We start from the raw sequence: 16,812 nt of genomic DNA, 5'->3' as shown, positions 1-16,812 counted from the left end.
TGCGATCGTCGCCATCCGCAACCCTGTCCCGCTTCCGATAACCTGCCGAAGTGTGTCGAACATCCGCCACACCCTGACTGCACCGACCCGCGCCAAGGTCCTGGCCGCCGGGGAACGCATCGACGCCCACCGGCACGACGACCACCAGATCGTCTACGCGGGCTCCGGCGTCCTCGCCGTCACCACCGACGCCGGCACCTGGTTCGCGCCCGGCAACCGCGCCATCTGGGTCCCCGCGGGCACCGCGCACGCGCATCGCGCCCACGGCCAGCTCGATCTGTACCTGGTCGGCCTGCCCGCCGACGACGACCCTCCCCCGGACTCCGTCCGGGGGTACCCCCATCTCGCTTCGCTCGGCCTGGACGCCCCCACCGTGCTCGCCGTAGGCCCGCTCCTGCGTGAGCTGATCCTCGCCTACACCCGCGACCCCGACGACGACGGCCCCGAGCGCCGCCGCCTGCTCGCCGTGCTGCGCGACCAGTTGCGCGCCTCGCCCCAGGAGCCCCTGCGGCTGCCCACGGCCACGGATCCACGCCTCGCCGCGGTCTGCGCGCTCGTCCACGCCGACCCGGCCGACCCGCGCACCCTCGCCGCGCTCGGCGCCGCGACCGGGGTCGGCGAGCGCACCCTCAGCCGGCTCTTCCGCGGCGAGTTCGGCATGACCTTCCCGCAGTGGCGGACCCAGTCGCGCCTCTACCACGCGCTGCGTCTGCTCGCCGAGGACACCCCCGTCACCACGGTCGCCCACCGCTGCGGCTGGTCCTCCGCGAGCGCCTTCATCGACGTCTTCCGCCGCTCCTTCGGATACACCCCGGGAACCCACAACCGCCGTACGCACCAGGGCGGATGAACGGGCGGGGGCGGATGGCGGACCGGGATCTACCCTCCGGTAGCATCCGGCGGCAGGCCATCCAAGGAGGATCCGTGCCCCGGTCCGAACGCTCGCCCCTGCTGCTCGCCGGCCTGCTGGCCGCGGCCGGGGTCACTCACCTCGCCGCCCCACGCCAGTACGACGCGATCGTGCCGAGCGCCCTGCCCGGGAAGCCCCGGACCTGGACGTATGCCAGTGGCGTCGTCGAGCTCGCCCTGGCCGCCGGAGTCGCGCTGCCGCGCACCCGCAAGGCCGCCGCGCTGGCCTCGGCCGCCTTCTTCGTCGGTGTGCTCCCCGCGAACGTGAAGATGGCCGTCGACTGGCGGCACCGCCCGGCCCCCCAGAAGGCAGCCGCCATCGGCCGGCTGCCGTTGCAGATCCCCCTCGTGCTGTGGGCCCGAAGCGTCGCGAAGAACACGGAGGGCCGGGCATGAGCGCACAGCTGAAGGCCGGCGACAAGGTCGAGGACTTCGAGCTGCCGGACGAGACCGGCACCGTCCGCGCTCTCACCGAGCTGCTCGCCGAGGGACCGGTGGTGCTCTTCTTCTACCCCGCCGCCCTGAGCCCCGGCTGCACCGCGGAGGCCTGCCACTTCCGTGATCTCGCCGCCGAGTTCGCCGCCGTCGGCGCACGGCCCGTCGGCATCAGCGGGGACGCGGTCGAACGCCAGCAGCAGTTCGCCGACCGTCACACCCTCGGCATGCCGCTGCTGTCCGACGCGGACGGCAAGATCCGCGAGCTGTTCGGGGTGACGCGCGGCTTCTCGCTGGCCCCCACCAAACGGGCCACCTTCGTGATCGGGCAGGACCGCACCGTCCTTGAGGTCGTCCGCAGCGAACTGCGGATGAACACCCACGCCGACCGGGCCCTCGCCGCGCTGCGCAAGTGAGCGGACGGTCACCCCGGGCCGCGGCGGGCGCGAGCGCCGTGACGGCACCGGGGTGACCGCCCGGGCGGCGCGGTTGATGCGGTGCGGCCGAGGACTCATGCTGGACGACATGGAGCGCGTCTCCGCCGCGGTGATCCTCGATGCCCAGGGTGTGGTGAAGGGGTGGAGTGAGGGTGCCCGGCGGCTGACCGGCCGCACCGCCGAGGAGGTCGTCGGACGGCCCGCGCGGGACCTTCTCGCCGAGGAACCGCCGCCCGCGGCCGTGGCCGCCCTGACCGGCACCGCCGTCCTGCGCCACCGCGACGGCTCACGGGTGCCCCTGACCCTGCGGGCGCACGCCGTGCTGGGCGAGGACGGCGCATCCGACGGCTACATGGTCACCGGCGAACCCGCGGGCGGACCGGATTCGGATCTGGGCGAGCGGGCCTTCCAGCAGGCGTCGATGTCGATGTCGGTGTTCGACACCGAGCAGCGCTATCTGCGGCTCAACGACGTCGCCTGCCACGTGATGGGCGTACCCGAGGACGTCCTGATCGGCCGGCACTTCCCGGACACCGTGGAGGACGCCGAGCACAGCCGCGGCTTCCACTGGCATGTGCGCCAGGTCGCCGAGACGGGCCGGCCGATCCGCTACGAGAGCTTCACCGGAGCCCCGGCCCTGAACCGGGAGCACGCCTGGAGCATCGAGATGTGGCCGGTCCGGGACACCGCCGGCGCTGTCGTGGGCACGGCCCTCGCGGCGTTCGACAGCTCCGACCAGTACTGGGCGCGGCAGCGGCTGGCCCTGCTGAACGAGGCCGCCGCGGCCATCGGCACCACCCTGGACGTGGTGCGCACCGCCGAGGAGCTGATCGGGGTCGTGGTACCCCGGTTCGCCGACTTCGCCAGCGTGGACCTGTTCGACTGGGTCCTGGACTCGGAGGAACCCCCCGCGCTGTCCGGCACCGACATCGCCATGCGCCGGATCGCCCACGGCTCCGGCAGCGAGGGCACCCCGGAGGCGGCCGTGCACCTGGGCGAGGTGGACTACTACCCGCCCTTCTCGCCGCCGGCGCGGGCGATCCTGGAAAGCCGGGTCATCCAGAGCCAGGCGGGCGAGCCGGCGTTCATGCGGTGGATCGCGGAACGCAACGCCCGGGCCCCGCAGGGCCGCCGCCACCGCGTGGGTGCCCACTCGATGATGGCGGTGCCGTTGCGGGCCCGTGGCACCACGCTCGGCGTCGCGGTCGTCGTCCGTATCAGACAGTCCGACGACTACGTCGATGACGACGCCGTCTTCGCCGAGGAACTCGCCAGCCGGGCCGCCGTCTGCATCGACAACTCCCGCCGCTTCGCCCGGGAACGCACCACCGCGCTGGCCCTCCAGCACAATCTGCTGCCCCGGGGACTGTCCGGACAGGCGGCCGTCGAAGTGGCCCACCGCTACCGGCCCTCCGGATCGCAGGCCGGCATCGGCGGCGACTGGTTCGACGTGATTCCGCTGTCCGGCAGCCGGGTCGCCCTCGTCGTCGGCGACGTCGTCGGACACGGCATCCCGTCGTCGGCCACCATGGGCCGCCTCTGCACGGCCGTGCGCACCCTCGCCGACGTGGACCTGCCGCCCGATGAACTCCTCACCCACCTCGACGACCTCGTCACCCATCTGGCCGGGGACGACTCCGACGAGGTCGCCGAACTGGGCGCCACCTGCCTCTACTCCGTCTACGACCCCGTCAGCCGATGCCTCAGCCTCGCCGCCGCCGGCCATCCGCCGCCGGCCGTCGTCCTGCCCGACGGCACCGCCCGGGTCGTCGAGATGAACGCCGGGCCGCCCCTCGGGGTCGGGGGACTGCCCTTCGAGGCCATGGAGGTGCAGCTGCCGGAGGGCGCCCTGGTCGCCCTGTACACGGACGGTCTGATCGAGGACCGCGACCGCGACATCGACCACTCCACCGCCGAACTGTGCCGCGCGCTGACCGCGCCCGCCGAGACCCTCGACGCGCTGTGCGACGGAGTGCTCAAGGCCGTCCTGCCGGAGGACCCCAGCGACGACGTGGCTCTGCTGCTGGCCCGCACCAGGGCCCTGGGCGCCGACCGCATCGCCACCTGGGACGTGGCGCCCGACCCCGAACATGTGGCGGTCAGCCGGCAGGCGGCCACGGAGCAGCTGACCGCGTGGGGGCTGGACGAGGCGGCCTTCGTCACCGAACTCGTCGTCAGTGAACTCGTCACCAACGCCATCCGCTACGGCGCACCGCCCATCCAGCTCCGGCTGATCCGCGACCGCACCCTCATCTGCGAGGTGTCCGACGGCAGTTCGACCTCCCCGCATCTGCGCCGGGCCCACGCCTACGACGAAGGCGGGCGCGGGCTGCTGCTGGTCGCCCAGCTCACCCGGCGCTGGGGCAGCCGGCAGACCGGCAGCGGCAAGACGATCTGGGCCGAACAGCCGCTGCCGCCGGTGTGATCACTCGAACGAACAGCCCGGGTTCGGCGCGTCCTCTGAGAACGGCGCGCCGTGCGGCAGGACATAGAGCACGTCGAGGACGACCGGCGTGGCGCCTTCGTTGCGGCCTATGTGCACATTCCCGGGCCCGGCCGGCTCCTGGATGAAGCTCCCCTTCGGGTAGACGCCGTCGGAGGCGCAGGTGGAGTCGTAGTGGCTCAGCGTGCCCTGCTGGGCGAAGGCGTACAGCGGGCCGTCGTGGTAGTGCCAGCCGGTGGCCTGACCCGGCGGAATGGTGATCTCGCGAAGGATGTAGTCGGTGTCGCCCACCGTCTTCTGACTGATCGTCCGGGCGCTGACACCCGGCCCGGGCGGAGTCGCCTGGGCGGGCGCGGCGACGAGGACGGTGGCGGCGGCCACGGCGCCGGTGACGGCGGTGCGGAGCGCGGAGCGCATTCGAGGAGCCTCCTGGGGCGAGAGCGGCTGTCGCCGTGAACATAGAGGCGGGGAACGGCAGTTGGGGGCGGAACCACAAGATCCGCTGAAATCACCGGACGCCGGACGCGTCCGGGCTCAGGCCCTCCCCGCAGGCCGTTCCCGTACGACCTCCTCGGCCGCCTTGTCGTCCCGCAGCCCCAGGTAGCGCGGATGCCGCAGCAGGCCGTCACGCGTCCACTCGGTGAAGTCGATCTGCGCGACCAGCTCCGGCCTCGCCCATCGCGCGCCCGCCTGACGCACCGGCCCGTCGAACGGCGACCGCGCCACCCGCATCCCGTCCAGGCGCTCCCGCAGTTCCAGCAGCGTGCCCCGGTCGAAGCCGGTGCCGACCTTGCCCGCGTACCGCAGCCCCCCGGCCTCGTGGTAGCCGAGCAGCAGCGCACCGAGCCCCACCCGGCTCCCGGCCGGCTCGGTGAACCCGCCGACGACGAACTCCTGCCCCTGAGCGCACTTGAGTTTGAGCCAGTCCCGGGACCGGCGCGGCTGGTAGTCCCCGTCGGCCCGCTTGGCGATCAGGCCCTCCCAGCCCCGGGCGCAGGCGTCGGCCAGGAGGTCGGCCCCGCCCTCGTTGCGGTGGGCCGACATCCGCAGCGGTGTGCGGTAGGCCAGCGCCCGCCGCAGCAGGGACTTGCGGACCCTCAGCGGCAGTCGCGTGATGTCCTGCCCGTCCAGCCTGAGCAGGTCGAAGACGTAGTACGTCACCGCGACACCGCTCGCCTCCACGTCCTGCCGCCTGGTCAGTCCCATCCGCTGCTGGAGCCAGGAGAAGTCGGTGCGGCCCCGCGAGAACGCGACCATCTCCCCGTCGACGGTGAAGTCCTGACACGACTGCTCGCCGAGCGCGTCCACGACCTCCGGGTACGTGGCGTCGATCCGCCGGCCGGAGCGGGACAGCAGCGAGGTACGGGCGCCCGCACGCACCGCCAGAACCCGCACCCCGTCCAGCTTCCGTTCGAAGATCCAGTCCTCGCCCGAGAAGTCACGCCGGTCGCTCAGCGTGGCCAGCATCGGCTGCGCGGCCGGATCCGCCCCGGGGCGGGCCGTCCGCAGCAGCCGCCGCTGCTCGTCGGGGAGCGTGGCCAGCAGTCCGGTCGCCACCGTTCAGCCCTCGTCGCCGTCCGCGGCGACCTGGGCGAGGGTGCGGCCGGTCCGGACCGAACGGGCCCGGTACGGATCGGGGGTGCCGTGCGCGCGGGCCCGCCCCTTGCCGGTCTTCACGAGCAGCCACGCCTCCCGGTCGTCCTGCCCGCCGCGGATCCGGGTGAGGGCGTACTCGCCGTGCAGCTTCGACCCGCTCAGCCGGAACGTGGCATGACCGCCCTCCAGCGACTCGCCGAAGTCGACCGGCCTGCCCTTGCGGTCATGACTGAGCGGCTCGTACGTGCCGTTGTCCCAGACGATCACCGTGCCGCCGCCGTACTCGCCCTTCGGGATCACACCCTCGAAGTCCTCGTACTCCAGCGGATGATCCTCGGTGGGCATCGCGAGCCGCTTGTCGTGGGGATCGTCGGAGGGTCCTTTCGGCACCGACCAGGACTTCAGTACGTCGTCCACCTGGAGCCGGAAGTCGAAGTGCAGGGTCCTTGCGTCATGGATCTGCACCACGAACCGGGGCTCCTCACCGGCGGCGGCCGAGCGCCCCTCCGGCTCACGCGTCCGACCGAAGTCACGCTTGCCGTGATACTCCCGCAGCTGGTCCTTCTCACCCACGAGCGCCTCCTTCCCGAGCGCCCCGGGTACCCCGCGAGGGCACCCGCGACTCCCGCTCAGAACTCCTCGTGCACCTCGGGGTCCCCGCCCAGCCGGCGATGGGTCCGGTCGGCCACGGCGGCCATCTGGGTGGCGTCCAGGGTGAAGCCGTGGACGTCGAGGTTCTCGCGCTGCCGCTGCGGGTTCCCGGACTTCGGGATGGGCAGGGCGCCCAGCTGGGTGTGCCAGCGCAGGACGATCTGGCCGGGAGTCACCCCGAGGGCGTCGGCGATGCCCTTGACGACCGGGTCCTCCAGGAGGCTGGAGCCGCGTCCCAGCGGGCTCCAGCTCTCGGTGACGATGTCCTTGCCGGTGTGGAAGGCGCGCAGCTCGTCCTGAGGGAACAGCGGATGCAGCTCGATCTGGTTGACGGAGGGCAGGACGCCGGTCTCCTTCTCCAGCCGCTCGATGTGCTGGGGCGTGAAGTTGGAGACGCCGATCGACCTGACCAGCCCGTCCTCGCGGAGCTTGATCATGGCCCGCCAGGAGTCGACGTATTTGTCGACACGGGGGAGCGGCCAGTGGATCAGATACAGGTCGACGTATTCGAGGCCCAGACGGCTCCGGGACTCCTCGAAGGAGGCGAGGGTCTCCTCGTAGCCGTGGTGCCGGCCCGGGAGCTTCGTCGTGACGACGACCTCCTCGCGCGGAACGCCGCCGCGGGCGACGCCCCGGCCCACCCCCGTCTCGTTGCGGTAGTTGGTCGCCGTGTCGACCAGGCGGTAGCCCAGCTCCAGGTCGTCCGCCACCGCCTGTTCCGCCTGGGCGTCGTCCATCGGCCAGGTACCCAGACCGATGCCGGGGATCGTCGTACCGTCGTTGAGCGTGTGCAGCGGAATGCCGATCACTGTGGGACCTTCCCTCGACTGTGCCGTACCACCAGCGTCACGGATAGGGTGAGGATTGATCAACCGGGCGGGTGGGGATGAGGGCGGCGGACGGCATGGGCGGCACCGAGGAGAAGCGGCCGGCGGGACCCGGACGTCCCACGTCGCGCGACGTCGCCCGGCTGGCCGGGGTGTCGCACACGGCCGTCTCCTTCGTCTTCAACGGCCGCGCCGAAGGCAACCTCTCGCCCGCCACCCAGGAGCGCATCCGCCGCGCCGCCACCGAGCTGGGCTATCGCCCGGACCCCGTCGCCCGCGGTCTGCGCCGCCGCCGTACGGCCGTGATCGGCCTGGTCACCGACGAGATCGCCACCTCGCCCTTCGCGGGCCGGCTGCTGCGCGGCGCCATGGAGACCGCCTGGGCCAGCGAGCACCTCGTGCTCACCATCGACTCCGGCGGCGACCCGGCCAAGGAGGACGCGGCCGTCGCCGAACTCCTCGACCGGCGGGTGGACGGCATCATCTACGCCGCCATGTCGCTGCGCCGGGTCCGAGTCCCGGAGGGCCTGCACCGCACCCACTCCGTGCTCGCCAACTGCCTGCCCGAGGACGACTCCCTGCCCGCCGTCATCCCCGCCGAGCGCGCGGGCGGTCGCACGGCCGCCCGGCTGCTGCTGGACCAGGGGCACCACAGGGTCGCGATGGTCGGCGGCCAGGAAGACATCGCCTCCGTCGACCGGCTGCGGGGCTTCCGGGACGCGCTTCGGGCTGAGGGCATCACCGTCCCCAAAGAGTGGGTCGTGCGGACCGGGGGCGAGATCAGCGGGGGCTACGAGGGCGCGATGCGCGTCCTCGACGGCGTCCCCGCCGACCGGCGCCCCACCGGGATCTTCTGCTACAACGACCGCGTCGCTTCGGGTGCCCTGCACGCAGCGACCCGGCTCGGCATCGCCGTTCCCGCCGAGCTGTCGGTGGTCGGCTACGACGACCAGGAGCACATGGCGGAGTTCCTCAACCCGCCGCTCACCAGCGTCGCGCTGCCGCACCGGGAGATGGGTGACGCCGCCGCGCGCCTGCTCCTGGACGCCATCGACACGGGCCGGACGCCGCCCGCGACGGTACGGCGCCTGGCCTGCCCGGTGATCAGCCGGGCGTCGGTGGGACCAGCTCCCAGCCGGTGACCGTGGCCGCGGCGCCGGTCACGACGAGTTCGGCGACATCGTCCGGCCGCCGGTAGATCCGCTCGGTGAGCATCGCCCGGTCGCCGACGAACAGCTCGAACAGCGATCCGTCGACGAGGATCCGCACCTCACCGGCCGGCGCCCGCACCACGATCGGCGCCGGCCTCTCGGGCCGTGTCCGGCGCCAGTCACCGCGGTCGAGCGTCACGGTGCCCTCGTCCGGGTCCAGCAGCACGGTCAGCTCAGCACCCGAGGCGGACCGCAGCAGACTCACGGTGGTGCGGCCGGCTGTGGTCACGGTCAGGTCGTACGCCTCCGGCAGTGCGGCACGACGTGCCCTCCCCGTGGCGAACGGCTCGGCGGCACGCAGCAGTTCGAGCTCCCGCGCCGGTACGACACGCAGGGAACCGTCGGGGTGGACGTCCACGACACGCGGGGCGGTCAGCACTCCGGCCCATCCCGCGCGATCGACCTCCTCCTGCTCACGGGCCTCCCACGACCAACCCCACAGCAAAGTCCGGTCGGGCTCCTGGAGTACGGCGGGCGCGTAGAAGTCACGGCCGTGGTCCAGCCGTCCGCCGGTACGTGGCTCGAAGCGCAACTCGCTTTCACCCTCGGGTCGCAGATGACCCGTCAGATATCCGGTGGCACAGGGGTTTCCGTCCCAGAGCGACAGCACCAGCACCCATTCCCCGCCCGCCGTCTCGAAGAGCTGAGGGCACTCCCAGCCCACCGCCTTGTCGCCGAGGACCTCCGCGGCCACCGGGTCGTCACCGTCGAGGAGCACCCCGGCGAACCGCCAGTCGGCCAGGTCGTCGCAGTCGTACAGCAGTACCGACGGTGTGCCGTCCGCGTGCCCGGCGCCGACCAGGGCCCAGCGCCGGCCGCCGCTTCTGAAGACGTACGGGTCGCGGAACATCACCACATCGAGTCCGGCCGGCGGGCCGGTCACGACCGGTGTGGGCAGGGGCCGCCAGTCGGTGAGCGTCTCGTCCCGCGGCATCAAAGCCCGCGCCAGACAGATCGAGCCGAGCCCGGTGTGGTGCCGGTCGACGCCCGTGTAGACGGCCGTCGGCACGCCGTCGTCGTCGACCACGCAGCCCGACCAGCAGCCCGCCTCGTCGGGGCCGCCGGGGGTCGGGGTGAGCGCGATCGGATGGTGTTCCCAGTGGACGAGGTCGGGGCTGGAGACATGACCCCAGTGGACGTTCTCGTGCACGGGGGCGTCGGGGTTGTGCTGGTAGAAGAGGTGATGGCGGCCCCGCCAACGGAAGGGCCCGTTCGGGTCGTTGATCCAGTTGGCGGGGGGACGGACCCGGAAGTGCGGGGCGCCGGGGTCCGTGGACCGAGCTGCGAGGCTCAACGGTTGACTCCTGCGGACGTGATGCCCTCGCGGAGAGGGCGCTGACCGACGACGAACACGGCGACGGCGGGGATCATGGAGAGGACGACACCGGCGAGCACCACCGAGATGGAGCCGGTGCCCAGGTTGCCCTGAAGGGAGACCAGCCCCAGCGGAAGGGTGTAGTTCTGGCCGGAGGTCTCCAGGATGAGCGGGCGGAAGAACTCGTTCCAGTGGTAGTTGAAGGCCAGTACCCCCACGATCGCGAGGCCGGGCGCGGCCAGCGGGGCGTACACGGACCGGAAGATCCGCCAGGGCCCGCAGCCGTCCAGCATCGCCGCCTCGCCCAGGTCCTTGGGCATGCCCAGGAAGTACTGGCGCATCAGGAAGGTCCCGAACGCGGTCGGGAAGGCCGGGATGATCAGACCGAGCAGGGTGTCGGTCAGGCCCATCGACTTCAGCACCAGGAACACCGGCACGATCGTGACCTGCAACGGCACCATCATGGTCGCCAGGACCAGCCCGAACAGCGGCTTCTTGAACCGGAATTCGAGGCGGGCGAAGGCATATCCGGCCAGGCCGGCCGTGATCATCTGGCCCACCGCGATCAACGCGGTCACCAGCGTCGAGTTCAGGGCGAGCAGCCAGACGTCGATCTGGTCGAAGACCCCGCGGTACGCCTCGGCCGAAGGGCTCGTCGGGATGATGCTCGGCGGCAGGTCGAATGCCTCGGCCGGGGTGCGCAGCGATGTGGAGACGGTCCAGATGACCGGGCCCAGGGTCAGCAGCGCGCACACGGCCAGCCCGGCGATCCGGGCCCACGGCGCGAGGGAGTGCCGGGTGCGGCTCGGGGAGAGGGTTGCTTGGCTCATGGGAGGCTCACCGGCTCACTGGTAGTGGACGAAACGCCGGCTGAGCCGGAACTGGAGGGCGGTGACCGCCATGATCAGCACGAACAGCAGCACGCCCACCGCCGAGGCCGCGCCGAAGCGGAGCTGCTCGAACGCGCTCTCGTAGATGACCATCACCACGGTGCGGGTGGCGTCCCCCGGCCCGCCGTTGGTGAGGACGTACGGCTGTTCGAAGACCTGGAGCGCGTTGATGATGCCGACCACCGACGCGACCAGCAGCGTGGGTGACAGCAGCGGCAGCGTGATGCTCAGATGCTTGCGCGGCCCGGTCGCGCCGTCGATCGAGGCGGCCTCGTGGATCTCCTTGGGGATGTTGTTCAGCCCGCCCACGAACAGCAGGAACGAGAACCCGAACTGCTGCCAGACGTAGACCAGGATCACCGTGGCCATCGCCGCGTTCTCGGACGTCAGCCAGGGCACCGGAGCGATCCCGACCAGTCCGAGCAGCCAGTTCACGACGCCGAAGTCCTGGTTGAACAGGTACTTCATCACCACCGAGATCGACGCCGCCGACAGCACCAGCGGGAAGAAGAACGCCGACCGGAACACCGAGCGCAGCCAGACCGGCATACGCCCGTTCACCGCCAGGGCCAGCACCAGAGCGATCATCAGCTGCAGCGCCACCGCGAACACCATGAACACCAGCGTGTTGCCGAAGGACACCAGCACGGTCGAATCGGTGAAGACCTCACGGTAGTTGGCGGCACCGGCGAAGCTCGGGTCGTCGATGACGTTCCAGTGGAAGAGGCTGAGGATCACCGATCCGATGATCGGGACGACCGTGAAGACGACGATGCCGACGATCGTGGGCGCCAGGAACAGCGTGGCCAGCAGCCGGGTGCCGCGGTCGCGGGCGGAGCGCCGGGGTGCGGGGGCCGGTGGAGCGGCCGGCGGCTGCGGCCGTACGGCCGGTATCTGGGTGTTCGTCATACGTCACGCTCCATGGCCTTCTCCAGATCGCCCTGCATCCGGCGCAGCGCGGGACCCACCGAGCGCCGGGAGGCCAGTGCGGTACCGGTGTGCTTGAGCAGCACCTGCTCGACCTCGGCGACCTGCGGCGGCGCCGGGATCGGCCCGGTGTCGGGGAACTTGTCGAGGGTGTCGTAGAAGACCGGCCAGTGGTCCGGGCCGGTCTCGCGGTACCGGTCGGCCGTGAGCATCGAGCGGCGCGCCGGGGTGGTCTGATTGGTGGAGAACAGCCGCATCAGGGTGTCCCGGCGGGCGGCGTACTTGATGAACTCCCAGGCCTCCTCCTGCCGCTTCGAGGTGCGCAGCAGCGCGTAGCCGGCGGCGCCGAACTGCATGCGCTGGGTGCGCCAACGCGGGAAGTACTGCACGTCGAAGGCGTCTCCCTTCATTCCGGCCAGGTGCAGACCGCCGGCCCAGAAGCCGCCCGCGGGCGTGACGCCGACCCGGCCGGTGGAGAACACGCCGATCAGGTTCTGGCCGTTGCCGCCCTCGGGCCGGGTGCACAGGCCCTCCTGGACGAGGGAGGCGAGATAGTCGTACGCCTCCTCCACGCGCGCGTCGGTGGCCTGCGGGGTCGTCCACCGGAAGCCGCCTCCGCGCCCGGCCCGGTCGGCGGCCGGATAGAAGGAGTCCCACAGCCAGGCGCCGCCGGGCGCCTTGGACTCGGCGAGCAGGTTGGTGTCGTTGGCGAACAGCCAGGGCACCACACCGCCCCACAGCCGGTTGGTCCAGAAGTACGGCGTGAACTGGGAGCCGCTGGCCTGCTTCATGTCCCGCAGCAGCGCGGTGAAGTCGTCGCGGGTCCAGTCGGCGGCGGGGAAGCCCGCACCCGCGCGCTTCAGCACCTGGTTGTTGACGTACATGTCGGCCGCGTTGAACTCGACCGGCAGCTGGTACAGGGACCCCTCGTACATCATCGACTCCACCAGCGAGGGGTGAACGTCGGCGAAGTACTCGCGCAGCTCCTCGGCGTCCCGCTTCACCCAGTCGTCCAGCGGGACGCCGAGGCGCTGCGCGAACAGCTGGACGCCCTCGGTGGCGACGTACACCAGATCGGGTGCCGTGCCCGCCGCGATCTGGGTGAGGATCTTCGCGAAGAAGTCGGACCAGTCGACGGCCTGAACGGCGTTGATCCGCAGCTTGATGTCGGGGTGGACCTGCTTGAAGCCCTCGGTGAGGGTGCGGACGGCCTCCGGTCCGTAGGCGGGGCCGAGCGTGGCGACGACGAGCGAGCCGTCGTCGCGGCCGGGGATGTCGGCTCCGGTGAGCCGGTCCCAGCTCGCGGCGGTACCGGCGAGCGCGGCGGCTCCCGCGCCGTAGGCGCCGTACCGCAACAGTGTGCGGCGGGTGGGATGCGAGTCGGTCATGCAGCGGGCCTAACTCGTGTTAGTCGAGTAGTGATGCCCCAGATGATGGGAAGCCCGTCACGGCCCTGTCAATAGTCGTGAACCACTTGACCTTTAACGAGTTAGGTCGCAAAGTCCTGGTCCACATGAGCCGCCCTCCCGACGCCTGTCGCGTCCGACGAGAGGAACGATGTGTGATGCCCGCGATGACCAGGAGAGCCCTGCTCGCCGGCTCGGCCGCGGGGGCCTCGGCCGCGCTGCTGCCGACCGCGTCCCCGGCCGCCGCGAAACCCCGGAAGACAGCCGCCACCTGCGCGAGCTACCGCGCCGAGTACCACTTCACGGTCCCCGACCAGTGGAAGAACGACCCGCAGCGCCCGGTCTGGATCGACGGCGAATACCACTACTACTACCTGTACAACCCGGACTATTTCACCGGGGGAACCACCGCCGGTACGGCCTGGCGCCTGGCCACCACGGCCGACCTGGTCACCTTCAGGGACCGCGGGATCGCCGTCCCGAAGGACACGACCCCCAACGGTGACGTCTGGTCCGGCTCGGCGGTGATCGACACGGACGACACGGCGGGCTTCGGCGCGGGCGCGGTGATCGTCGTCGTCACCATGGCGCCGGACGAGGTGACGCAGGCGCAGTACCTGTACTACTCGACCGACGGGGGCCGTACGTTCCACAACCACGGCACCGAGCCCGTGCTGCCGAACCCGGGCGTGCGGGACTTCCGCGACCCGAAGGTGATCCGCGACGAGGAGCGCGGCCGTTGGGTGATGACGCTCGCCGAGAACGACAAAGTGGGCTTCTACGACTCCACCGACCTGAAGTCCTGGACGTACGTCAGCGGCTTCGTCAAGGGCGGTATCGGCGTCCTGGAGTGCCCGGATCTGTTCCGCATCACCGCCGACGACGGCACCGTGAAGTGGGTGCTCGGTGTCAGCGCGAACGGCAAGGGAGCCGGGCTGCCGAACACCTACGCGTACTGGACGGGCTCCTTCGACGGCACGGCCTTCATCGCCGACGCCGACGCCCCGCAGTGGCTCGACCACGGCTGGGACTGGTACGCCGCCGTCACCTTCGAAAGGCACCGCGGCGACGGCTCCGTCGACCCGTCGGTCCGCTACGCCATGGGCTGGCTGAACAACTGGGACTACGCGAACACCACGCCCACCATCGACTGCGACGGCTTCAACGGCACCGACTCGATCGTCCGGCAGATCACGCTGAAGCGCTCCACCTCCGGCGCGTACTACCTGGCCTCACAGCCGGTCGCCGCGCTGGACGACCACGTCTCCCGCACGGTGAGCCTCGGCGATCTGGAGGTCTCCGGCACCCGAGTGCTCGACCACCAGGGCATCGCCTACGAATTGACCTGCGAGATCACCTGGGACCAACTCACCGGCGCCGGCCTGCAACTACGCCGGTCGCCGGACGGCAGCCGCCACGTCGACGCCGGGATCTACGGCGACTTCGCCTTCCTCAACCGCCGTCCCACCATGAACCCGGATGCGTCCGGCCGGTGGCAGGAGAGCCACAGCCCGTTCGACCCGGCCGCCCGCAGTGTGCGGCTGCGCATCCTGGTCGACCGCACTTCGGTCGAGATGTTCGTGGACGACGGCCGGTACACACACTCCTCGGAGGTCTTCCCGTATCTGATCGACACCGGGCTCGCCCTGTTCACGATCGACGGCACGGCGGTCTTCCGGGACGTGGTGATACGGGAGTTCTCGCTGTGAAGGGGTGCTGACGGCCCACCAGGGTGCCCGTCCGCCGAGGCCCTGTCGCCACGTCGGCCCAACGCTGTCACGATCTTCCTGGAACCGGCTCGGACCGGAGCCGGTCCGGGCGACCGACGGAGCGTGCGGATGACGAGGGACAGGGCCACTGCGGACGGGACGGAGCAGGTCGCGGGGATCGAGGTGAAGCCGGTCGCCGGGCACATCGGCGCGGAGATCACGGGCGTCGACCTGTCCGGTGAACCGCACGACTCCGTGGTCGCCACGATCCGGGCGGCGGTGCTGCGCTGGAAGGTCGTGTTCTTCCGGGGGCAACGGCTGGACCACGCCGGGCATGTGGGCTTCGCGCGCCGGTTCGGGGAGCCGGTCGTCCTGCGCAGGCGCGGCAGCGCGTCCCCGGCGGACTTCCCCGAGATCGAGACGACCGCCGACCGGCTGGAACTGGGCGGGAAGTTCGGCATGGAGCACGACGAGTGGCTGCGGCGGCGCCGGCACACGCTGCTGCGGGGCTGGCACTGCGACCACGGCGCCCGGATCGACCCGCCCGCCGCGACGATCCTGCGCGCCGAGACCGTACCGCCGTACGGCGGCGACACGACCTGGTCCAACCTCGCCGCCGCGTACGCCGGACTCTCCGGGCCGGTGCGGGAGTTCGTGGACGGGCTGCGGGCCGAGCACCGCCTCGGGGTCGGCTACCAGCCCCGGCCCGGCGAGGACGCGTACGTCCGTCATCTGCTGGACCATCAGGTCGCCTCGCTGCACCCCCTGGTACGCGTCCATCCGGAGACGGGGGAGCGGGTGCTCTACGTCAACGGCTACTACGTCGAGCAGATCGCCGGGCTCTCACGTACCGAGAGCCGGGCGATCCTCGACATGCTGCTGGAGCAGGCGGTGCGCCCCGAGTACACGGTCCGCTTCCGCTGGGAGCCCGGCAGCGTGGCCTTCTGGGACAACCGGGCCACCATCCACCTCGCCCCCAGTGACAACGCCCACCTCGACTTCCCCCGGGTCATGCACCGGGTGATGCTCGCCGGTGACGTACCGGTGGGGGTGGACGGCAAGCCCTCGGAGCCGGTCACCGGAACCGAACCGGGGCGCTGGTAGCAGAAGGCGACGGGGCGCTCCGGTTCGCGCTCTCAGCGGGCGAACAGCTCCCGCAGCTCCTTCGCGAGGTCGTCCGGCGCCTCCTCGGCCATGAAGTGGCCGCAGGTGACGGTCGTGTGCCGCAGATCCGGTGCCCAGGCACGCCACAGCTCGGCCGCGTCGAAGCCGAGCGCCGCGCCCCAGTCCTGCTGCAGCACGCTCACCGGCATCCACAGCGTGTTTCCCGCCTCCCGGTCGGCCCGGTCGTGCTCGATGTCGACGCCGGCGGAGGCCCGGTAGTCGGCGACGATCGAGGGCACCGCCTCGCGGCAGGCCGTCAGGTAGGCGACACGCACCTCGTCCGGGATCGCCCGCCGGTCGGCCGTCCAGATGTCGAGGAAGTGTCCGAAGAAGGCGTCCGGGTCGGCACTGATCATGCGTTCGGGCAGGCCCGGCGGCTGGGCCATCAGATAGAGGTGGAAGCCGACGGCGGCCGTGACGCCGTGCATCACGTCCCACATGTCCAGGGTCGGCAGCACGTCGAGAGACGCCAGATGGGTCGCCGTCTCCGGGTGGTCGAGTCCGGCGCGAAACGCCACCAGGGCCCCGCGATCGTGCCCGGCCAGGGCGAAGCGCTCGTGTCCGAGTGCGCGGGCCAGGGCCACTATGTCCGCGGCCATGGTCCGCTTCGCGTAGCCGGACCCGTCGGTCTCCGCAGGCTTGTCGCTGGCGCCGTAGCCGCGCAGGTCCGGGCAGATGACCGTGTGGTCCGCGGCGAGATCGGCGGCCACATGGCGCCACATCAGATGGGTCTGCGGGAAGCCGTGCAGCAGGACGACGGGCGGGCCGGAGCCGCCGACGGCCGTGTACAGGGACACGCCGTCGGCGACGGGGACGCGGTGATGATCGAAGCCGGCGATGACCGGGGTCATGGCTTCGCTCCTTTCGCTGCTCATCGGGGAGTGGGGATTCC

At 71.4% G+C, this 16,812-nt stretch carries 16 protein-coding genes; 7 read left to right on the top strand and 9 right to left on the bottom strand.

Translation table 11 applies throughout. The features are described from left to right. Positions 1–52 precede the first annotated feature (52 nt). From ACFQ6S_RS08710 to ACFQ6S_RS08695, 4 genes are all read left to right on the top strand, one after another. Entirely contained in the window at positions 53–850 is a 798-nt protein-coding gene (locus tag ACFQ6S_RS08710; RefSeq protein WP_383405201.1) for a helix-turn-helix domain-containing protein, read from the top strand. 74 nt (positions 851–924) lie between these two features. After that, on the top strand, positions 925–1,305 hold the full coding sequence (locus tag ACFQ6S_RS08705; RefSeq protein ID WP_383405199.1) for a MauE/DoxX family redox-associated membrane protein: 381 nt from the start codon (positions 925–927) through the stop codon (positions 1,303–1,305). Beyond that, positions 1,302–1,760 carry a peroxiredoxin gene (locus tag ACFQ6S_RS08700; RefSeq protein WP_383405197.1) on the top strand — a complete coding sequence of 153 codons (459 nt, stop codon included), beginning with the start codon at positions 1,302–1,304 and terminating at the stop codon, positions 1,758–1,760. The genes ACFQ6S_RS08705 and ACFQ6S_RS08700 overlap by 4 nt, the downstream gene beginning before the upstream one ends. Positions 1,761–1,869: 109 nt before the next feature. After that, complete coding sequence (locus ACFQ6S_RS08695) at positions 1,870–4,206, top strand: SpoIIE family protein phosphatase (RefSeq protein ID WP_383406503.1); 2,337 nt, start codon at positions 1,870–1,872, stop codon at positions 4,204–4,206. Here the strand turns inward: ACFQ6S_RS08695 and ACFQ6S_RS08690 are convergent, their stop codons facing one another. From ACFQ6S_RS08690 to ACFQ6S_RS08675, 4 genes are all read right to left on the bottom strand, one after another. After that, the gene (locus ACFQ6S_RS08690) at positions 4,207–4,641 is read right to left on the bottom strand and encodes a cupin domain-containing protein (RefSeq protein ID WP_383405195.1); all 435 of its coding nucleotides are present in this window, start codon (positions 4,639–4,641) and stop codon (positions 4,207–4,209) included. It lies immediately after the preceding gene. Between the two features lie 117 nt (positions 4,642–4,758). Then, positions 4,759–5,781, bottom strand: a complete 1,023-nt coding sequence (ligD, locus tag ACFQ6S_RS08685; RefSeq protein ID WP_383405193.1) for a non-homologous end-joining DNA ligase — start codon at positions 5,779–5,781, stop codon at positions 4,759–4,761. A gap of 3 nt (positions 5,782–5,784) precedes the next feature. Then, positions 5,785–6,393, bottom strand: coding sequence for a DNA polymerase ligase N-terminal domain-containing protein (locus tag ACFQ6S_RS08680; protein ID WP_383405191.1), 609 nt, complete (start codon positions 6,391–6,393; stop codon positions 5,785–5,787). A 56-nt stretch (positions 6,394–6,449) separates the two neighbouring features. Next, positions 6,450–7,280 carry an aldo/keto reductase gene (locus tag ACFQ6S_RS08675; protein WP_383405189.1) on the bottom strand — a complete coding sequence of 277 codons (831 nt, stop codon included), beginning with the start codon at positions 7,278–7,280 and terminating at the stop codon, positions 6,450–6,452. Positions 7,281–7,375: 95 nt separating this feature from the next. Here ACFQ6S_RS08675 and ACFQ6S_RS08670 point away from each other — a divergent pair, with 95 nt between their 5' ends. Next, a complete protein-coding gene (locus tag ACFQ6S_RS08670) occupies positions 7,376–8,440 on the top strand; it encodes a LacI family DNA-binding transcriptional regulator (RefSeq protein ID WP_383406498.1) in 1,065 nt (354 codons plus the stop codon). Here the strand turns inward: ACFQ6S_RS08670 and ACFQ6S_RS08665 are convergent. From ACFQ6S_RS08665 to ACFQ6S_RS08650, 4 genes are read right to left on the bottom strand one after another with little or no spacing between them, the layout of a single operon-like run. Next, a complete protein-coding gene (locus ACFQ6S_RS08665; protein WP_383405188.1) occupies positions 8,403–9,803 on the bottom strand; it encodes a glycoside hydrolase family 32 protein in 1,401 nt (466 codons plus the stop codon). The genes ACFQ6S_RS08670 and ACFQ6S_RS08665 overlap by 38 nt on opposite strands. Next, positions 9,800–10,654, bottom strand: a complete 855-nt coding sequence (locus ACFQ6S_RS08660) for a carbohydrate ABC transporter permease (RefSeq protein ID WP_383405186.1) — start codon at positions 10,652–10,654, stop codon at positions 9,800–9,802. Before ACFQ6S_RS08660 ends, ACFQ6S_RS08665 begins: the two co-directional genes overlap by 4 nt. 15 nt (positions 10,655–10,669) lie before the next feature. Continuing rightward, the gene (locus tag ACFQ6S_RS08655; RefSeq protein WP_383405184.1) at positions 10,670–11,623 is read right to left on the bottom strand and encodes a carbohydrate ABC transporter permease; all 954 of its coding nucleotides are present in this window, start codon (positions 11,621–11,623) and stop codon (positions 10,670–10,672) included. After that, positions 11,620–13,029 (bottom strand): extracellular solute-binding protein, encoded by a 1,410-nt coding sequence (locus ACFQ6S_RS08650; RefSeq protein WP_383405182.1) that lies wholly within the window; start codon positions 13,027–13,029, stop codon positions 11,620–11,622. The genes ACFQ6S_RS08655 and ACFQ6S_RS08650 overlap by 4 nt, the downstream gene beginning before the upstream one ends. Positions 13,030–13,205: 176 nt before the next feature. Between ACFQ6S_RS08650 and ACFQ6S_RS08645 the strand changes: the two genes are divergently transcribed. Continuing rightward, a complete protein-coding gene (locus ACFQ6S_RS08645) occupies positions 13,206–14,756 on the top strand; it encodes a glycoside hydrolase family 32 protein (RefSeq protein ID WP_383405180.1) in 1,551 nt (516 codons plus the stop codon). A gap of 129 nt (positions 14,757–14,885) precedes the next feature. Then, positions 14,886–15,860: a TauD/TfdA dioxygenase family protein gene (locus ACFQ6S_RS08640; protein ID WP_383405178.1), complete on the top strand. Its 975-nt coding sequence runs from the start codon at positions 14,886–14,888 to the stop codon at positions 15,858–15,860. Between the two features lie 32 nt (positions 15,861–15,892). Here ACFQ6S_RS08640 and ACFQ6S_RS08635 read toward each other — a convergent pair whose 3' ends face one another. Then, on the bottom strand, positions 15,893–16,771 hold the full coding sequence (locus ACFQ6S_RS08635) for an alpha/beta fold hydrolase (RefSeq protein WP_383405176.1): 879 nt from the start codon (positions 16,769–16,771) through the stop codon (positions 15,893–15,895). Positions 16,772–16,812: the final 41 nt, after the last annotated feature.

The organism is Streptomyces sp. NPDC056479 (assembly GCF_042795335.1).
GTDB lineage: Bacteria > Actinomycetota > Actinomycetes > Streptomycetales > Streptomycetaceae > Streptomyces.
The sequence above is the reverse complement of the archived record's forward strand: the minus strand, read 5'-3'. Positions and strand labels throughout refer to the sequence as shown.